Source organism: Nostoc sp. UIC 10890 (genome assembly GCF_054786515.1).
The window spans coordinates 4,364,397-4,383,947 of the sequence record NZ_JBSGKF010000001.1; the positions used below are offsets into that span (position 1 = coordinate 4,364,397).

The window sequence follows — 19,551 nt, forward strand, 5'->3', positions numbered from 1 at the left end:
GAGAAATCCGGGGTAAGGGTTTAGCACTGCTCATTGGTGTCAACTTAGCGTAAAAGCCAGCCTATAACTAGCTTTTAGCTTGCCTCGTTCCCAGTCGGAGACTGGGAATGCTCATCGTTGAGGCTCCGCCTCCCTTATTGGCGGCAGAGCCGCAATTGAAGTGCATTTCCAGCCAGAGGCTGGAAACGAGATTTGAAAAGGGTTTTAGCTTAAGTTGACACTAATGAGCACTGCTAAACCCCTACGAAAAATCTATATGTATCAAGATTTTCGTGAAATGGTATTACAGCAGTTTTCATGTATTTGAACCAAATCTGTCGTAAGGGCACAGCAATGCTGTGCCCTTACCGTATGGTCTATTTTATTTACAGTCCTATCTAACCCTCCTTAAAAAGGAGGGAATTAGAGGTTAAGCCTGTATTAGGATATCTTTAGATGGTTGAGGAATGACAACCTTCGTCAGATTGGTCACTATTTCCAAGGCAGCGATTTGTGCTTTTAACCAATTAGCAAATAAGTCTCCCATTATTTGCAGCCGCCGCTGTTCGTCTAGTTGAGGTTTAATGATTTCCTCAACTGCAATTATATGCACTCCTTTGGGAGTAGTTATTGGCTTGAGAATTTGTGGGGGACTAGCGGCAAATACTGCTGCTGCAATTTCTGGTCTAAAATCGGTGCGGAGGCGTATTCCTTGATATCCTCCAGCCCGGCGTATTTCAGTATTTTGAATGTATTGGCGGGCAATTTCTTGAAAACTGATTTCATTTTCTTGCAAGGCATAAAACATTTCTAGAGCTAAATCTTCATCATCTAATACAACTTCGTATGTCACTGCTCCAACATAATCGAGTTGGTGTGCATAGAAAAATGATTCGACTTTTTCTGCAAATAAATGATTTGCCAATTTAGCAGATAATAGGTTTGTTTCGGCTATTGTTTCAAAGTCGTCTAAAGAAAGATGATATTTTTCTAACCATGCCCAAGTATCTTCTGCTTTGATAAGTTGGTTGGCTAAACGCAGGCTATCTGCTGCATTTTGCAGTTCTTCTAAACCAATCTCAATGCCTACCTTTTTAGCTTCATCTTTAACAATTTTACGAGTTGCGATCGCCTCCAATACGCTAGGGATTTGGCAAGAAAGCTTGATGTGGTCAAGAATATCATCAGGAGAAACAGTCAATAGTTTTGACATATTCCAATTCCTCCAATTAGTAACCTAAATTAATAGGGTGTTTTCAATTTTATTTAGACAATAATAATTGTGTCTTTGCTATTTTTTAGATGCAATTATTATTGCCTTTATATAATAGTAACTCGAATATTTTATCTGATGTAATCAGAAGGTATATATTATAAAATATAAATTATATTTATTTTTTTGATAAATAGGTGTAGTAACAATACTTATCGGTTAAGCATTTTCAAAAGAGGGTATTAGTTTGGGAGAAAGGGTAAAGGGGAAGGGGGAAGTGGGAAAGGTTTTTGGTTTCCCTTTACCGAAAAATATTGGGTGTAGCAAAAGAATGTAAATAGCTAAAAATAAACAACCAAAACACAATATTCATCGGATGAATATTTAGCAATCTTTTATACATATTAAATCTCAAGATTCAGAAGCCCGAATCCTTAAAAAATTCGAGGATATCTTTGCTTACAAAGGAATTTGGTAACAAAACGTTTTAGATCCCCCTAAATTCCCGATAATTTGGGGGACTTTAATTCCGGTTCCTCACTTTTTTAAGCTACGGTGTAAACACAAGTCCTAAAAACTTAGTTTGATAAGCATTTCCTCGTTCCCAGTCTCCGACTGGGAATGCATTCATTGAGTCTCTGACTCAATATCTGTACCAGTTAAATTAATGATTGCAACACAAAGACGCGATTCATCGCGTCTCTACAAATGGTCTATTTGTCGCATTCTTTTTTCAAATTGGTATGACTAGAGGCAGAGCCTCTAATCAGGCATTCCTATGCAGAGCATAGGAACGAGATAAACGAGAGAACAATGAGAAATTGATCTTTTTGCGAGTTGTGTATACACCGTAGCCAATACATACGGGGAGGGTTAGGGTGGGGTAAAACCTTGGTTAATCAGCTATTTCAGACTTGTGTGTACACCGTAGCTTTTTAAGGGGGGTTGGGGGGATCAACAAGTGCCTAAAATCATAGGTAACTACTTTTCAACCTCTAATTGCTAAAGCTCTAAACCACCTTCTTGCAACTTCTTAAACGGATCTAAAATAAAGTCCATCACGCGGCGTTGACGAATAATCACCTCGGCGGTTGCTGTTTGACCTGGTGTTAGGGGAATACGTCTGTTGGCATTTTGGATATAGGGTTGATCTAGGGAGATTTCTAACTCATAGGTTTCGATGTTACCTTGATTAGTCGTCTGAACTTTCGAGTTAGGTGAAATCCAGCTAACGCGCCCTTGCACTACCCCGTAATCTTGGAAGGGATAAGCATCAAATTTGATTTTAACTGGCATTCCCACTTTCAAAAAACCGCTTTGTTGGCTGGGCATCTGCGCTTTTAAAATCAAGGGGGTATTGTTGGGTGCAATTTGGGCAATCATCTGTCCCGGTTCGACTACTGAGCCTGGTTTTTCGATAGGTAACTCAAAAATTACCCCATCAATTGGCGATCGCACTATTCGTTGCTGCATCTGTAGCTGTAAGGATGTCACCTGGCTTCCAGTTTGAGCAATTTCTGATTGCAGGTTACTAATTTGTGTTTGTAAGTCTTTAAGCTGTTCCTGATTTCTCAGCACCGCCAGTCTACCTGCTTGCACTACACTACGATAGCTACTTTGCTGCTCTTGCAAGCGAAGTTTGAAAAGCTGAATATCTGATTGAGCTTGACTCATCAACGACTGATAGCGGTTCAATTCTTCTTTTAAACGCAACTGGGCTTGTGTAATATCAGATTTTGTTTGCTCTTGCAAGCGTTGGCTTTCTTCCGCTGTTTTTTCCAGTTCCACAAGTTTGGTTTGGGGAATCGCACCCACTCGCAAAAGTTTGCGATAACGCGCAACTTCTGTAAAATCTCGCCTTAAACGACTCTTAGCTAACTTCTGAGCAATCTGGGTAGAACTGATGTTCTGGTTAGCCTGTTCTACTAGAGCCAGTTTTTCCAGTCGTTGTAAGTTGTAAGTACTCTGTTTAGCATCAAGGTTTTGCTGCGCTTGACTAACTTGGGCAATTTTTTCCAATTCTTGGGATTTATTTTGTTGCTCTTGGGTATTAATCGTCAAGAGAATTTGATTTTTGAGGAGATCGAGTTGCGATCGCCGATTCAATAAACCTTCTAGTCTTGTCTGTACCTGCTGCAATTCTGTTCGCAGCACATCAGACTCCAATTCCAGCAAAACCTCTCCTGCTTTTACGGTTGCGCCTTCTTTGACGTTGACAGCAGTAACGCTACCAATAACTGGACTATCCAATTGTTGGGTTGCTCCTTCCGGTTCCATTCGCCCTCTAGCACTTCCTGTTTCATCAACTTTAGAAAGCATTGCCCAAGGTAAGATGATCGCAGCAAAGCCTACCAGTAAATACAACATGGAGCGCGTCCAGATTTTTGGTAAGGCGTCTAGTAGTTCCTCAGTGCCGTAAAACCAATCGTTTGCTTCAGATGTTTTCTGCGTCTGAGAATCAATAGTGGCATTTGCGTCTTCAGGCAGGTGAAATTCAGTCGGCTTTTCTATGGCAAAGGCAGATGATGAATTATTAGATGGGTTTGGCATAAGAATTGGGGATTGGGAACTGGATATGGGAATTGGGCATGGGGCGAATGGCACTAAGTTAAGCTGAAAGGTAAGCGGCGTAGGGATTGCAGAGGGGCAGGGGAGCAGGGGGCAGAGGGGAATTTCTAAATATCTGAACGCAATGCCTAAAATTTCTTCTTTCTCCCCTGCTCCTCTGCTCCCCTGCTGCCTCAACGATTTTCCCTTTTCTTAGTGCCATTCGGGCATGGGGCATTGGGAATTGGGCATTGGCTGGGTATGATTGGGCATTGGGATTGAGGTTCTGAACTCCGTTAATGAGTCTTTTAGCTCCGTTAATGAGTCTTTTAGCTCCGTTAATGAGTCTTTTAGCTCCGTTAATGAGTCTTTTAGCTCCATTAATGAGTCTTTTAGCTCCATTAATGAGTCTTTTAACTCCGTTAATGAGGCTTTTAGCTCCATTAATGAGTCTTTTAACTCCGTTAATTAGGCTTTTAGCTCCATTAATGAGGCTTTGAACTCCATTAATGAGTCTTTAAGAGAGATGAACAAGTGTTTAATCGTCCTTATCTCTTAATTCCCATGCCCCATTCCCAATTCCCAATTCCCAATTCCCTTTCAACCTGTTTGCGCTAGTTGTTGCTGATTGAGATAGAAATAATGACCTTTTTTGGTGATTAATTGATCGTGAGTACCGCTTTCGACTAAAATCCCCCGATCTAAAACCAAAATCAAATCAGCATGACGCACAGTAGAGAGACGATGAGCAATAATTAAACTTGTGCGTCCTTGGAGAATTTTTTTGAGGTTATTCTGAATAATCCGCTCAGATTCGGCGTCTAAGTGACTGGTTGCCTCATCTAATACTAAGAAGGTGGGATTTCCTAACAAAGCACGAGCGATCGCTAGGCGTTGGCGTTGTCCACCCGATAACATACCCCCACCTTCACCAATTTGGGTTTCGTAGCCCATTGGCATTTGTTTAATAAACTCATCTGCTCCTGCTAGACGCGTCGCTTCGATAACTTCTTCTAGGGAAGCTTCTGGATGAGCAATACTGATGTTTTCGCGAATTGTACCGCCAAACAAAAATGTATCTTGGTCTACAACGCCAATTTGAGAACGGAGCGATCGCAGGGCAATATTAGTCACATCTTGACCATCAATCAATACTTTGCCATCCGTCGGCAGATATAGTCCCAAAATCAGTTTAGAAAGGGTAGTTTTGCCAGAACCACTACGTCCCACAACTGCTATAGTTTGCTCAGGTTTGATTTCAAAGCTGAGATTTTCTAACACATTAATATCGCTTTCTGGGTGATAGCGAAAAGTCACATTTTCAAATAAAATATGACCACGTAAAGTACTTAAAAACTGGCGGGGCTGATTTTGTAAATCTTCTTCTGGCTCTGCTTCTAAGACATCATTAATTCGCTCAGTAGAAATAATCACTTCTTGTAATTGATTCCACAGAACAATCAACCGTTGGAAAGGTCGAATAACGTTTCCTAACAACATATTGAAGGCTACTAATTGTCCAATTGTCAATTGGTTTTGAATTACCTGCCATGCACCAAACCAAAGTAATCCTGTGGTTACTAGCGATTCGATACTAGAACTGAGAATTTGCAGTTGGTTACTAATTACCTGTCCGCTAAAGGTCTTTTTAATGACATTATTCAGCAGTTCTTCCCAATGCCAGCGGACTGTTTGCTCAATCGCCATAGAGCGAACTGAGCGAACACCTGTGAGGGATTGAATCAGATAACTGTTCTCTTTAGCTGAAGCATTAAAAACTTCGCGGCTGATGCGGCGCAAGAAAGGTGTAGCTATGAACGCTAGTAATACAAAAGGCGGCACGATCGCTAAACTGAATAATGCCATTTGCCAGCTATACCAAAACATCAATGCTACATAGACAAACACCGTCATTAAATCCAAACCAATTGATAGTGCTTCTCCAGTTAGAAAGCGCTGAATTTTTTGATTTTCTTGGACACGAGATACAATATCGCCAACGTATCGTGACTCAAAAAAAGCTAAGGGCAAACGAAAGGTATGTTTAATAAAACCTACCATCAGTGTTAATCCCAAGCGATTTGCTGTGTGATCCAGGAGATATTGCCGTAGTCCACTGAGAGCAACCCGGAAAAAACCAAAAATCAGCAACCCTAAACCAATGGCGTTTAAAGTCAGGGTACTACCTTGAACAATTACTCTATCTAAGAGCAACTGAGTAAATAGGGGTGTAATTAATCCAAATAACTGAATTAATACCGAAGCGACAAACACTTCTAGCAGTACTTGCGAGTGAGGTTTAACTAAATCAAAAAACTGCCAAAATGGTGTAATCGTTTCCTCGGTTTCTCTGAGTAGGTCTGTAGGTTGTAATAACAGTGCATAACCAGTCCAACCAGCTTTAAATTCGCTAGGGGTAAGGGTGCGCTGACCGATAGCGGGATCGCCAACAATCACACGTTTTTTATTGACTTCATAGACAACAATGTAGTGCTTACCTTCCCAGTGAGCGATCGCAGGTAAAGGTTGTTGGGCTAATTTATCAAAGCTGGCTTTCACTGGACGGGTAGCAAAACCGATATTTTCTGCGGCGGCTGTTAAACCCCGCATTGACGCCCCACTCCGGCTGATGTTGGTTAAATCCCTTATGCGGTTGACATTAAAGCGCTTACCCCAATAGCGACTAATCATCACCAAACAAGCTGCACCACAGTCAGAGGCGCTTTGTTGTTCAAAGAACGGATACCGTTTAGTCAAGCGTCCCAACCAATGCCCCGCCCTGACTGTTGGGCTGGGAAAGTACGCCCGTTGTCTCCTTTGCTTTGGCTCAATGCTGGGTACTGGGGATTGGGGATTGGGTATTGGGGATTGGGTACTGGGTACTGGGGATTGGGTACTGAGGATTGGGTACTGGGTATTGTCAAAAGCCTTTCCTAATCCCCTGTCCCCTGTCCCCAATCTCTCTTGGAAATCTATTAACTCTGCCAATTGCGGCCAATGCTGTAATGCTGTTTGCCAATCAGCATTGCTTAAACTGTAAGCGATCGCTGGTTGCGCTACCTCCCAACTTCCTTGTTTTGGATTTACATAGATGTTTCCAGGTGTCAATCTTCGCCCGTTAGAATCCAGCAGTTCTCCGCGATGCAGTAACCAAAGTTTGTTATCTCTGGTGAGATTGGCACTCAGTGAACCACTTTCCAGATTGTGCCGCTCAAATAGGGATAAAGCTCTAAACATCTCCTCCACAGATCCATTGCGCCCAATTAAGGCGTTCTGGCAACATAACAGCAGCAAATCCCAAACCTCTGCACGTCTTAAAAGGCGATCGCGGATGCTGCTATGTGTGCGAATAATCTCCTGTAAAATCTCTTGGTTGATATAGCAAAGCTGTAAGTTTACCGAAGCCCTAGCAACATAAGGACTGAATTCCTCTCTTGGAAATAAAGTCAATTCGCCAAATGATGCTCCAGATAACAGAGTGGTAATTAAGTTATTAGAGCTATCCAACAGTCTGACTTTACCAGTCAGCACAATATAAATTCCAGGCTGGGCTGTAGTTGCGTGCCAAAACTGCTTTGCTACTGATGGTTCGACAATTTCCAGCCCTCTGAGACACCTGTCAAGTTCCCCGTCTGACAGCGACTCACCCAAGATTTGGGTGAGTTGTTCAGCTAAATATTGCTGAGAAAACGCTGATGGCATTTTCTGACCTCCAAAACAGTATTTGGTCATTGGGGCATTAGTCAAATGACAAATGACAAATGACAAATGACTAATAAATTTAGTTATTGGTCTGAATTAGATTAAATGACCAATGCAAACTCGGTTCGGAGTTGGATTGCAAGTCACCAATCGTAATGCCAGCATCCTTATTTGGGTCAGTTTCTTGTGGACAGGGATTTTTGCGCTTAGTGGAAAGTCCCATTTTTTTGAGCAAGCGGTTAACATGGCGATCGGTAATTGCAATCCCAAATTCATTTGCTAAATGCTTGCTTAACCATTGGGCTGTCCAATAAGTAAATGCATAGCCATATTCACGCGGGCTATTACTTACCAATTCTTTCAGTCGTTCAATGTATTGATCGTTAACAGTCTTAGGTCTACCGATTGGGCGCTCATTCCATTTGTGCGCCAGACCTGCCTCTGCCACACCAATCCAGTAACGTGCCATTTCCTGAGAACAACTTAATATTTCACAGATTTGGCTTTGAGATTTACCCATATCCGCCAGCAACATAATTTCAATCCGCCGACGGTATTCTGGCTGTAAATTCGCTTGCAAATTTTTCAAAAGTGCCTTCCGTTGAAAAGGCGTTAAAAATTTGCTCTCGTGCATGTCATAGCATTCAAAAGCTCTGTCTTGATTGGAGTATTCTGGCATAATTTTTATCAGTTGCCGCCAACTGTCAAATGTGGGCAAATATGTCTTTTACAATTGTTTATTAATCCTGATATATCAGGATATACAACTGCAAAATTAATTAGTCCTAGAAGGTTGATTAAATATTGACGTGGTGTGCAAATAACGCTAGGTATTATTCCCCTAGTATTCGGAAATTTTAGGGATTTGTTGCATTCGCTCAGATTTTAATAAATCAAAGTTCGACGTTAATGGTTTTCACTTGGAATAAAAATACTTAAGACCAGTAAACTACTCACTGGCTAGCCGCTAAAATTTGACAGACTTTCCTGAAGCCCGGTGCAATAATGGTTTTGGTTAAGACCATTGCCCCTGGTTGATGGTAATAGGCAAACACTTTCGAGGCTTCGGGTAGCCCTTATATGGATGATTTTACTGAATTATACAATACGGGTTTATAGATTAACCTCCTAATATTTAGGTAGGTTAATTTCTGATTACCAACAAGAGTTTAAATCTTGTTCAATGACTTGGAAACTAAAAACAGTCAAGGTCAGGCATGAGTAGAAATTTAGTCCTTAGACTATCCTACAAACTAGCTAGTTTGTCATCAGCATGTAGTAAGAAAGTTGAACCTATCTGAAATAAAAGTGCAATCACAAAGTGACACTTACTTAATCTTTTCCTTAGTCCACTGTTCTTTATTTAAGAATAATCCTACATCTAGTCAATAGTTTTTACAACAAACAAGAAAATATCATTGAATCTTAACAATATCTTTATCAAAATCTTACAATTATCTTGTTGAAAAAGTAAATATTTAGTTATTGTTTTTTCTTTTGAAATAATCATTCACGATTTAATTTTTCTTATCGTAATAAATTTTAGGACACATCACTTATTGTTTTCTAAAAAAATAGGATTTTTATTAATTTATCCCACATTTACATCTGTCCATAGTAAGAAAACTACATACATTACTATCGTCCAAAATTACTATATTGATATCTATCTATAGTATGAAAATAATCTAGGTTGGCGTAAAAGATTGCCAATATTTATTGAGATTACAGTCTAAAAAATTAACTATAGTAAAATATAATTTAAGACAAGTGCCCAGCTTACGTATAGTTCAAAAATTAAATATAGGACTAGTATTTGATTTTTGAACTATGCATAGGGTGTGTTAGCAGAGCGTCATGCATCCTACAAGACTACTGGGTTTTTTCCAAAAAAAATTTATGATTACTATAGAATATTTATATGTGTAAACGTGTTTGCAACGAATTAGCTCTAGCTTGAGTTAATCATTCATAAGTATTTCTTTGCACAAAGTATATTCTGATACTTAATTTTCAGTATATTTTAGGTTTAATACCTTCCTTTTAAAGATTATTGGGGAGGAAAAAGTCTTAATTGAACCTGATTACGCTATCAAAAAAATATCCCTTTCAGCATTTCCTGGTAATCGCCATTGAGTCATAAGTGCTGGAGTAAGTACTCAAATCAAATAATTTCCTTGATTATCGGGAAATGACTGAGGACAAATTGTAGTAACAAATAGAAACTAAATCAGGAACCAAAACCTCTGGGAACTCCAGAGGTTTTTTCTTCACTCTAGACAATGAGGGAGTGGGGAATGGGGAATGGCAATGTAAGAGCGATCGCCCCCGTGTACACTTCTATGAGGGGGTTCTTTGAGTAGGCGATGTTTGACGAGTGCATCCAAGCATAGCGATGAAGTAGCAAGAATTGTCGCCCCGTCAGTTCAACTGGAGTAAGCTAAATTTAGGTTTGAGCTATTAGGAGTGGAGATGATGTTGTTGGAATTAAAGCGCATCTATATTCCACCGGGACAAAGAGTGCTACTGCGAGATGTAACCTGGCAGGAATTGGAAGCAATTCTAGAGGATTTAGGGGAACACCGGGCAGCACGAATTGCTTATGACAGGGGAATACTAGAGATTATGGCACCACTGCCAGAACATGAATATGACAAAGAAATTATTGGTGATTTAGTTAAAGCGCTTCTAGAAGAGCTAAGTACTGAGTTCATCAGCCTCGGTTCTACCACTTTCAAAAACCAAGCGATGGCTCAAGGTATAGAACCCGATCAGTGTTTCTATATAAAAAATGAATCCAAGATTCGCGGCAAGAAGCGGCTAGATTTAGCAGTAGATCCTCCTCCAGATTTAGCTCTAGAAATTGATATTACTTCTCGTACTCATCCTAATATTTATGAAGCGCTAAAAGTACCTGAACTTTGGCGTTTTGAGCGAGGAAAGCTCCAAATTAATGTTTTACAAAATGGGCATTATGTAGAATCTCAGCAAAGCTTAAATTTTCCTCTATTCCCACTAATTGTAGCGATTCCCCAATATCTAGAGCAAAGTACAACAGCAGGCAGAAATGCAACGCTCAAAGCTTTTCGTCTTTGGGTACAACAGCAAATACAACAGCAATGAGTTATGCTGTCATCGCCATTTAAAATATAGAACTATTGCCAACCTTAGCATTAGCGGATAAATTGTACTTCTTCGGAGTCGTTATTACCGCACTTTATCTATGTTTGCTAAACCCAAAATAATTTTATCATGGCTTATCTTATTTCTAAGTTTTACAAGTCTATTTCTTAGCTCTTGGATTATTCTTGCTGCCCCAAATATGTTTTTACTCACGCTAGCAGTGGGAGCACCAGAAATCAGTCCTTGGTTATTATTATCAAATTTGATCTTTTTATTGCTTTCTTTATTATACATCCGTCGCCGTAAAATACAGCGTTTAGTTTGCATTTTCAGTTTAATCGGATTGGTAATTTGTGGATCGGTGCTAGTGAATATCCCACTAACTCAAATGCAGATGGCTAAAGCAATGAAGCAAGGATTGGGAGCAAATTATCTAGAGAAAATTCCAGTCCAAGTAAGGGCTAAGATGCAAACCCATCCCTTTGACTTAGTTAATTTCTTCCGGGGTATTCCATTAGGTAAAACGCGTCATCAAAAAGATATTCTCTTTGCTTCGCCTGCGGGAGTGCCTTTAAAAATGGAAGTTTACCAACCTTTAGAGGTAGGGAAATATCCAGCAGTGGTAGTAATTTATGGTGGAGCTTGGCAATATGGCAATCCTGGCGCTAATTCTGAGTTTAATCAGTATATTGCTAATCATGGATATACGGTATTTGCGATCGCTTATCGACACGCACCTCAATATCGGTTTCCATCTCAGTTAGATGATGTGCGTACAGCCTTGAATTTTATTCGCCAACATGCAGCTGAATATGAAGCCGATCCTGAACGGATGGTACTTTTAGGACGTTCAGCGGGAGCGCACTTAGCAATGCTAGCGGCTTATCAACCAGATGCACCACCTATTCGTGCTGTGGTGAACTATTACGGGCCTGTTAACTTACCTGGAGGATACAAAACACCGCCAAATCCCGATCCAATTAACACCCGTGCTGTTTTAAAGGCATTTCTCGGTGGTTCTTTAGAAGAATTACCTAATCAGTATCAAATTGCTTCACCGATAAATTACCTGACGCATCCTTTACCGCCAACTTTATTAATTTACGGTAGCCGTGACCATTTGGTAGAAGCACGATTTGGCAGAAAGATGTATCAACGTTTACATGATTCTGGTAATACTGCGGTTTTTCTAGAAATTCCTTGGGCAGAACACGCTTTTGATGCCGTTTTCAACGGTGTGAGCAATCAATTAGCGTTGTATCATACCGAAAGGTTTTTGGCTTGGGCGTTGTTCAAGTACAGCAGCAATCAGAGTATAAAGGCTCATTAACGAAGTTTAAAGACTCATTGAGCTTTATCAGAACTCCTAACTCCTAACTCCTCACTCCTCACTCCTCACTCCTTTTGAGGCCAGCGCCAGTTATAACGATTCCATTCGTAAATGCCTTGAATTTCATACTCAGCGCCGTTGAAGAAGCGGACGAGGCAATTAGTAGAGGAGTCATCGCTAATTTCTTCGACCTGAATCACCATACAGGGAAACCATTCGCGCTGACAAGGGCCATCTTCTTGCACCCATTCCCATAGTGCATTGGAAACTTCAATGCGATCGCCTACTCTTAACTTTAATGCGTCCTCAAAATAATAATACTTATCAAAATGGCATGACTCAACACGATTCAACCACTGTAAACCATAGCGTTGGCGAATGAATTGTACTGTTCCAGAGTCATTTTCTAGCAACCAGTCGTTGAGTAATTGCACTTTCCAAGTGCGGTTGCGTTGTTCTTCATTCTTAACAAACTGTAAAAATGCTTCTAACTCTTCTGGGGTAAGTTCGTCTAAGGGATTAGCAATATTTGACGTTCCAGAGGTAGAATTTCCCTGAATTTGCTCGACCACTTGCAGTAATATCTGTTTCTGCGCGTCAGTGAGAGGACAGCTTGCGACATCACAACGATTAAAGGCTGCGAGCATAGCTGCTTCAATCTCATCTGGAGTCATAATTTAATAGCAATTGAGGGTTTATTTCCCTAATTATTACAAAAGTTAAATTCAAGTCTCCAATAGACTTCTTGCAGAAGTGGGGAAAAAGGAAAGGGGGAAACGGAAAGTTCCATCCTTTTCTCCTTTCCCTACCTCTTGCAAAAGGAACTTTTACAAGAGACTCCATGAACGCAGTTCACAATGAAAGAATGAAAATATTTCTTTCCCAGTCCCCAATCCCCAATCCCTATTTTCAAGGCAGGTCTAATTACCCTGTAGTTAAATTCAAGGTAAGCTGAGGTTGTAAGTTACATATTGTTTGTAAATTAAGTCACGGGGTCTTTTATGCGGTTGCGTTCACTCACGGTCGTTTTTATTTCCTGTATCATCACCTTTCTATCGTGGGTGATTATTCCCTCAGCTGTAGCCCTGACACAGATTAAGCTATTTGACGTATCTTATAAAGATTGTCCACCAGAATTAGCAGAAGGGGCTGTTATCAGTAGTGGTAGCGCAGCAGCCAATTGTTTTATTGTCATTGGCAAAGCAGAAAATGGCACTAATAAAACAGTTTACGACGCAGATATTTTTGGACGCATCTATGATGCTAATAATGACTCAGTGATGCAAAACCGGACTCGCTTAGGTTCTATTACCGAAGTGCCACCAGGAATTAGCGATTTTGAATTAAGAATTTCTGTACCTGCTAATCAGCCGACTCCGTTGAAGCTGAAGCAGTTCAAGGCTGCTGGGTTTAGCGGTCAAGTGCGTAGATAATATAATACTCAATACTTGTCGGGTTTCAAACCCAGTAACCTTTTTCCCAAAAACAAATTCCAATTTAAAATCCAAAACCTGAGCAGTATTTATATAATACTCAGTCGTACAGAATTAATACTGAATACTGACTCCTGAGTTCTGAATTCTTCTGATAAAAATTGTAGAGACGCCAATTGTGAAAGCGTCTCTACAAAAGTTTTTATTGGGGTACTAATCAAAATCCCTGGACGAATGGCAGACGAGTTAGGGTTCTCAGAAACTCTCCAGCTAAGTTGAGTGCTAAGAAAGCTAAAATCGGAGAAAAATCCATACCACCCAATGGGGGAATAATTGAGCGGAATAGATTCAGATAAGGGTCGGTTATCTGGGCTAAAGCGGCAAATGGCTGGTTATACCAGTTGATTGTCGGGAACCAGGTCAACAAAACCCGGATAATTAGCAAATAGCTATAAAAGGTGACAAAGGTTACTAGTGTCGTAATCAGTAAACTCATGGATAGCTGTGTTTCCTACTAAGTGTCAAACGCGGTCTTATCTTTTAATTTTAATTTAGTCCATGTCATGCTGTTTGCGGATTTCACGTTTACCACACTTGACACTTTCACCACGCCTGAACAAACTTCAGGAGTCTTTAGTGAGGGAACGGTCACTGGTTGCTTGGGATGCACCGCCATTAACATTTCCTAGTTGCTTCCGCACTTCATCAATTGTGGCATTTAGCTGGGCAATTTTATCTTCTAGCGATCGCCTGGCCGTTTCTATGCCGATGCTCTCACTTTCTGAGGCTTTCATCTGACGCCGCTTTGCTGCTATTCTTTTAGCTTCGGCTTGGCTATCTGTCAGTTCTATTTCCTCTTCACCTAGCAATTCTGGCTCGCGTCGAGAAGCAATCAATGCTCCGATAACACCGCCAAATACGCCACCGACAAATGCCCCTGCTATAAAACCACTACCAAAACCATCTCGCTGACTCATAATCTTTACCGCCTTCAACAAACCTTGCAACTTTTATAGTAGTTATGCTACTTTCCTACCCTAGCTGCATACTAGCTTAAGTCCCAAAGATGCGATCGCCTGCATCTCCCAATCCCGGTACAATATACCCCTGGTTATTCAGTTTTTCGTCAATAGTGGCGGTGTAAATTATTAAACCTGGATAAGCTTCACTCAATTTTTGCAAAGCTGGTGGAGCCGCTACTACACAAACAATCCGAGTCAGGGTTGGATCTACACCCCGTTGTGTTAATTCTGCCATTGTCGTCATCATTGACCCTCCTGTTGCCAACATTGGATCGGTAATTAACACTCGTGTTTGGGGGTCAAACTTTTCTGGTAACTTGTTCAGATAACAATGAGATTGCAGCGTCTCTTCATCTCGCACTAAGCCAAAGTGATAAATCGATGCTAAAGGTAATAAAGTCTGCGCTCCCTCAAGTAATCCTAGTCCAGCCCGCAGAATCGGTACTACTGCCATAGGCACTTGTGGATCAATCACCGTTGCTGGACAAATATCTAAAGGAGTCTGTACCGTTGTTTCTTGGGTCGGAAACCAGTCTCGTGCAGCTTCATAAGTTAGCCATCTTCCCAACTCAGTCATGGCACTGCGAAATAATACTGAAGGTGTGCCTGCATCACGGGCAACTGCTAGCCAGTGTTTGATCAGGGGATGGGGTGGAACATAAACGCGCAATTGTAGCGTCATAGCCAGAAACAAGCGCCTTTTTATTGTATAAGAACTGAAACACCATAATACTCTTTCCTGCATTAGGCTGACAGCTAAAAATTAACACTCTAAATTTTATTGATAAACTTTTTCATTAGCAGTTGACATAAATTCTCAATCAAGGCTATATTGTTATACAGTGTTCTCCTCTCTTTTAAGGATCGGCAGACGGGATTAGCCAGCAGCAGCAGGCTCGTCCCTCTTTTTTTTGATTAGTCATTGGTCATTGGTCATTGGTCATTGGTCATTGGTAAATATTGATTGACTCAAGACAAATAACAAAGGACAAAGGACAAAGGACAAATGACAAAGGACAAATAACAAAGGACAAATAACAAATGACAAATGACGCGATCGTAATTGGGTCTGGGATTGGCGGATTAGTAACAGCGACCCAGTTAGCAGCGAAGGGAGCGAAAGTGCTGGTACTGGAACGTTATTTGATCCCAGGTGGTAGCGCTGGTTATTTTGAACGCCAAGGCTATCGATTTGATGTTGGCGCATCAATGATTTTTGGACTGGGACAGAATGGTACTACTAACTTACTCACCCGTGCATTATCAAGTGTAAATGTCAGCCAAGAAGCGATCGCAGATCCGGTGCAGATTCACTATCATCTACCCCAAGGTTTAGACTTGAAGGTTGACCGGGTTTATGAAAAATTTTTGCAAAATCTTATTGCTCATTTTCCCCATGAAGAACAGGGGATTCGTCGCTTTTATGACGAATGCCAAAAAGTATTCAAGTATCTCAACAGCATGGATTTGCTGTCGCTGGAAGAACCTCGGTATCTACTACGAGTCTTTTTGCAGCATCCTTTGGCATGTCTCGGTTTAGCTAAGTATCTGCCCCAAAATGCCGGAGATGTGGCACGGCGTTACATCAAAGACCCGCAATTATTGAAATTTATCGATATGGAATGTTATTGCTGGTCGGTGGTTCCATCAGATATGACACCAATGATTAATGCTGGGATGGTCTTTTCTGACAGGCATTATGGCGGAGTTAATTATCCCAAAGGCGGAGTGGGACAAATTGCCCAAAAACTGGTGGAAGGTCTAGAGAAGGCTGGGGGTAAGATTCAGTACCAAGCTAGAGTCACGAAAATTCTCACAGAACAGGGAAAAGCGGTAGGTGTACAACTGGCTAATGGTGAAGAATATCGGGGTAAACGCATAGTTTCAAATGCTACACGCTGGGATACATTTGAACAATTATTACCAGCAGAAGCAATGCCACCTAATGAGAAAAAGTGGCAACAAAATTATCAAAAATCTCCAAGCTTTTTGAGTTTGCACATCGGGGTAAAGGAGTCGGTTTTACCTGCGGGGACAGAGTGTCACCATATTTTGCTGGAAGATTGGGAAAAGATGACAGCAGCAGAGGGTACAGTTTTTGTTTCGATTCCTACATTGCTTGACCCAGATTTAGCACCAAATGGATATCACATCATTCACGCCTTCACGCCTCACTGGATTGATGATTGGCAAAAACTTTCTGTGAGTGAGTACGAAGCGAAGAAAGAAGAGGCGGCTTGGCGAATTATTGACCGCCTAGAGAAGATTTTTCCAGGTTTAGATGCCGGATTGGATTATCTGGAGGTGGGGACACCGCGCACTCATCGGCGCTTTTTGGGTCGTAAAGATGGCACTTATGGGCCAATTCCCCGGCGCAAGTTGTGGGGTTTATTGAATATGCCGTTTAATCGCACAGCTATTCCAGGACTTTATTGTGTAGGGGATAGCACCTTTCCAGGTCAAGGGTTGAATGCAGTAGCTTTTTCTGGGTTTGCTTGTGCCCATCGCATTGCTGTAGATTTAGGATTTTAACGTACATCAATCAAGTTAGAAACTTCCAACAAATGAAAAAGAATTCAGAATTCAGGAGTCAGAATCAAATACAGAATTCTGAATCCAGAAAGAATTCTGTTCGATAAATTATTCAATCATGTAGTGTGGGCATCATGCCAATGGTGTGAAGTTAAGAAAAGGAGTTAGGAGGTTATTTCACAACTTTCAAAGTTTTTAGACTAGTATCAGCACAACCACTAATAAATCCCCCCATTGTCTGGATTTGTTGCAGGTAATCAAGGATGGGTTTTGTGATAATTTCTCCCGGCATTAATAAGGGAATTCCTGGAGGATAGGGACAGACAATTTCGCTACAGATGCGTTTATTGGTCTGTGTCAAAGGTAGTATTTCACTAATAGCAAAAAAGGCTTCACGGGGAGAACAACATAAAGCATGAGTCTGTGTAGTGAAAAGATCCTGCCACAGATGGCTTTTAATAGTCAAATTGGTTCGACGATATTTTTCGGCAAGAGTGGTAAAACCTTGCACCAGTTGCTCAATATCATCTGGGGTGTTGCCCAAACTAATGATAAAGGTGAGATGTTCCAGTGAGGCGAATTCAGCGGTGACATCTAATTTTTCATCAAGAATTTCATCTGCCTCAAATCCGGTTAAACCTAAACCAGAAACAGTGACAGTTAATCGCGTTTTGTCCAAAGCTATAAAGCTGGGATATCCTCTCAGCCCACCTCTAGAAGAAGATCCCCCCAACCCCCCTTGAGAAGGGGGGCTAAGAATCTGTAAGACAGATAATCCAGGAATTTGACTGATTCGGGTTCTAGCTTCGTCAGCAAGTTGCAAAGTGCGAGACATCAGCATTTTTCCGTGGAGTGCCATTTGCTGACGCGCTGCATCTAGAGAAGCTAAAAGTAAATAACTTGGACTGGTAGATTGTACAAGTTGCAAAGCTTTACTGATGCGATCGCAATCTATCCTATTACCTTGGACGTGCAGCATCGATGCTTGTGTCATTGCACCAAGTACTTTGTGGATGGATTGTACAGTTAAATCAGCACCTGCGGCTAAAGCTGGAGTGGGTAATTCTGGATGAAAGGCAAAGTGTGCGCCATGTGCCTCATCTACAAGTAGAGGAATATTGTATTGATGTGTGACGTTAGCGATCGCACTCAAATCTCCGCAAACGCCGTAATATGTTGGATAAACTGTCAATACTGCTTTAGCGTCTGGATGTTGTTGGAGTGCAGCTTGCACAGCTTCAGGTGTAATACTGTGGGCAATATCTAAAACTGGGTCATATTCAGGATTGAGAAAAATTGGTATTGCACCTGAGAGAATTAAACCAGCGATCGCAGAAGAATGGACATTGCGAGGCAAAATAATTTTATCGCCTGTGCCGCAGGTAGCGAGAATTGCCGCTTCAATCCCACAGGTAGAACCATTGACAAGGAACCATGTTTGCGAAGCGCCAAATGCTTCAGCCGCCAGTTGTTGTGCTTCTTGAATAACGCCTTGGGGTGTAAAGAGATTATCTAAATCTGCTAATTCGGTTAAATCAGCACGAAACACGGCTTTACCAAATAAATCAGCTAAGGGTTGAGAAATTCCCTTACCTAGCTTATGTCCTGGGGTGTAAAAAGGCGCATGAGGTCTTGCTGCATTGTTTTTTAAGGCATCTAATAAGGGTGTTTGGTTTTGATTGAGCATTAAAATAATTCGTAATTCGTAATTCGTAATTAAAAAAACTGTAAATTTGGTCAACAGCTTAAGGTAGATTGAATATTACCTGATGCAGACGAAATCAGGCTACGGACAATATGGGAAACTACCGCTAAAAATCTTTATCCATGTTTGATTACATCTTAGTTTTACATTATGATTTGGCAATTGCCTAATGTACAGCATGGGGTAATAATTACGAATTACGAATTACGTTAGCGAAGCGGTAGCGACACAGGAGCGTCATTACGAATTATTCACATGAGACCTTATCATCAAATCCCAATTTTCGAGTCTGGTGAACCGTTAATAGCGATTCCTTTAGAATTGTTTGCGGTGGAATCTCCCCATCCTTATGAAAAATTAGGTGCGCCTTATGGCGATCGCTCCCCTTATTATCTCCGTCAAAGCGTAATTGAAAATTTGATCCAAGCGCAAAATTATCTTGATGTTCTGCATCCTAACTGGCGTATCCAAATTTTTGATGCTTATCGCCCAGTAGCAGTTCAGCAGTTTATGGTAGATTACAGCTTCGCCCAAGCAGTGCAGGATAGGGGATTAACTGAGGTAGAGTTATCACCAAACCAACGCCAAGAGATTTGGGAAGCGGTTTATGCAATTTGGGCTGTACCAAGTTTGGATGAAAAAACTCCGCCTCCTCACAGTACGGGTGCGGCGGTGGATGTAACGCTGGTAGATGATGCAGGGGAAATAATAAATATGGGTTCGCCAATTGATGAAATGTCAGAGCGATCGCATCCCGATTATTATGCGAATAATGACGACCCAGAAGCACAACAGTATCATGCTCACCGTCAGCTATTGCAAGATGTAATGTTAAAAGCCGGCTTTCAACACAATCCCAGAGAGTGGTGGCATTTTTCTGTTGGCGATCAAATGTGGGCTTGGCTGAATAATCAAGCCAATCCAGCCAATCCTGTCACTGCACGTTATGGGCGTCTCGCATAGAT

14 protein-coding genes are annotated in these 19,551 nt (G+C 41.2%); 5 read left to right on the forward strand and 9 right to left on the reverse strand.

Going from position 1 to position 19,551, the window contains the following annotated elements; genetic code table 11:
* Positions 1 to 409 precede the first annotated feature (409 nt).
* The 4 genes from ACWATR_RS17890 to ACWATR_RS17905 all read right to left on the reverse strand — a co-directional run bounded on the left by ACWATR_RS17890 (position 410) and on the right by ACWATR_RS17905 (position 8,120).
* Positions 410 to 1,192, reverse strand: coding sequence for a peptidylprolyl isomerase (locus tag ACWATR_RS17890; protein ID WP_460335086.1), 783 nt, complete (start codon positions 1,190 to 1,192; stop codon positions 410 to 412).
* 1,002 nt (positions 1,193 to 2,194) lie between these two features.
* Positions 2,195 to 3,742 (reverse strand): HlyD family efflux transporter periplasmic adaptor subunit, encoded by a 1,548-nt coding sequence (locus tag ACWATR_RS17895; RefSeq protein ID WP_460335089.1) that lies wholly within the window; start codon positions 3,740 to 3,742, stop codon positions 2,195 to 2,197.
* A gap of 597 nt (positions 3,743 to 4,339) precedes the next feature.
* The gene (locus tag ACWATR_RS17900; protein WP_460335092.1) at positions 4,340 to 7,441 is read right to left on the reverse strand and encodes a peptidase domain-containing ABC transporter; all 3,102 of its coding nucleotides are present in this window, start codon (positions 7,439 to 7,441) and stop codon (positions 4,340 to 4,342) included.
* A gap of 79 nt (positions 7,442 to 7,520) precedes the next feature.
* Complete coding sequence (locus ACWATR_RS17905) at positions 7,521 to 8,120, reverse strand: helix-turn-helix domain-containing protein (protein ID WP_460335095.1); 600 nt, start codon at positions 8,118 to 8,120, stop codon at positions 7,521 to 7,523.
* Positions 8,121 to 9,916: 1,796 nt separating this feature from the next.
* Here ACWATR_RS17905 and ACWATR_RS17910 point away from each other — a divergent pair.
* Together ACWATR_RS17910 and ACWATR_RS17915 are read left to right on the forward strand one after the other, a co-directional pair.
* Positions 9,917 to 10,564 (forward strand): Uma2 family endonuclease, encoded by a 648-nt coding sequence (locus ACWATR_RS17910; protein ID WP_460340494.1) that lies wholly within the window; start codon positions 9,917 to 9,919, stop codon positions 10,562 to 10,564.
* A gap of 100 nt (positions 10,565 to 10,664) precedes the next feature.
* Complete coding sequence (locus tag ACWATR_RS17915; protein WP_460335098.1) at positions 10,665 to 11,894, forward strand: alpha/beta hydrolase; 1,230 nt, start codon at positions 10,665 to 10,667, stop codon at positions 11,892 to 11,894.
* Between the two features lie 65 nt (positions 11,895 to 11,959).
* Here the strand turns inward: ACWATR_RS17915 and ACWATR_RS17920 are convergent, their stop codons facing one another.
* On the reverse strand, positions 11,960 to 12,568 hold the full coding sequence (locus ACWATR_RS17920; protein ID WP_460335101.1) for a hypothetical protein: 609 nt from the start codon (positions 12,566 to 12,568) through the stop codon (positions 11,960 to 11,962).
* Between the two features lie 327 nt (positions 12,569 to 12,895).
* On the opposite strand from ACWATR_RS17920, the gene ACWATR_RS17925 reads away from it, so the two are divergent.
* Positions 12,896 to 13,327 (forward strand): biotin carboxylase, encoded by a 432-nt coding sequence (locus ACWATR_RS17925; protein ID WP_460335104.1) that lies wholly within the window; start codon positions 12,896 to 12,898, stop codon positions 13,325 to 13,327.
* A 217-nt stretch (positions 13,328 to 13,544) separates the two neighbouring features.
* Here the strand turns inward: ACWATR_RS17925 and ACWATR_RS17930 are convergent, their stop codons facing one another.
* The 3 genes from ACWATR_RS17930 to upp all read right to left on the reverse strand — a co-directional run bounded on the left by ACWATR_RS17930 (position 13,545) and on the right by upp (position 15,031).
* The gene (locus ACWATR_RS17930; RefSeq protein ID WP_069070457.1) at positions 13,545 to 13,823 is read right to left on the reverse strand and encodes a YggT family protein; all 279 of its coding nucleotides are present in this window, start codon (positions 13,821 to 13,823) and stop codon (positions 13,545 to 13,547) included.
* A gap of 127 nt (positions 13,824 to 13,950) precedes the next feature.
* Positions 13,951 to 14,304 carry a ssl2009 family thylakoid membrane protein gene (locus tag ACWATR_RS17935; RefSeq protein ID WP_069070458.1) on the reverse strand — a complete coding sequence of 118 codons (354 nt, stop codon included), beginning with the start codon at positions 14,302 to 14,304 and terminating at the stop codon, positions 13,951 to 13,953.
* 76 nt (positions 14,305 to 14,380) lie between these two features.
* Entirely contained in the window at positions 14,381 to 15,031 is a 651-nt protein-coding gene (upp, locus tag ACWATR_RS17940) for a uracil phosphoribosyltransferase (RefSeq protein WP_460335108.1), read from the reverse strand.
* Between the two features lie 359 nt (positions 15,032 to 15,390).
* Between upp and crtH the strand changes: the two genes are divergently transcribed.
* Positions 15,391 to 16,881: a carotenoid isomerase gene (gene crtH / locus ACWATR_RS17945; RefSeq protein WP_460335111.1), complete on the forward strand. Its 1,491-nt coding sequence runs from the start codon at positions 15,391 to 15,393 to the stop codon at positions 16,879 to 16,881.
* Positions 16,882 to 17,053: 172 nt separating this feature from the next.
* On the opposite strand, the gene ACWATR_RS17950 is transcribed toward crtH, so the two are convergent.
* A complete protein-coding gene (locus ACWATR_RS17950) occupies positions 17,054 to 18,568 on the reverse strand; it encodes an aminotransferase class I/II-fold pyridoxal phosphate-dependent enzyme (protein ID WP_460335114.1) in 1,515 nt (504 codons plus the stop codon).
* 273 nt (positions 18,569 to 18,841) lie between these two features.
* Between ACWATR_RS17950 and ACWATR_RS17955 the strand changes: the two genes are divergently transcribed.
* Entirely contained in the window at positions 18,842 to 19,549 is a 708-nt protein-coding gene (locus ACWATR_RS17955) for a M15 family metallopeptidase (protein ID WP_460335117.1), read from the forward strand.
* Positions 19,550 to 19,551: the final 2 nt, after the last annotated feature.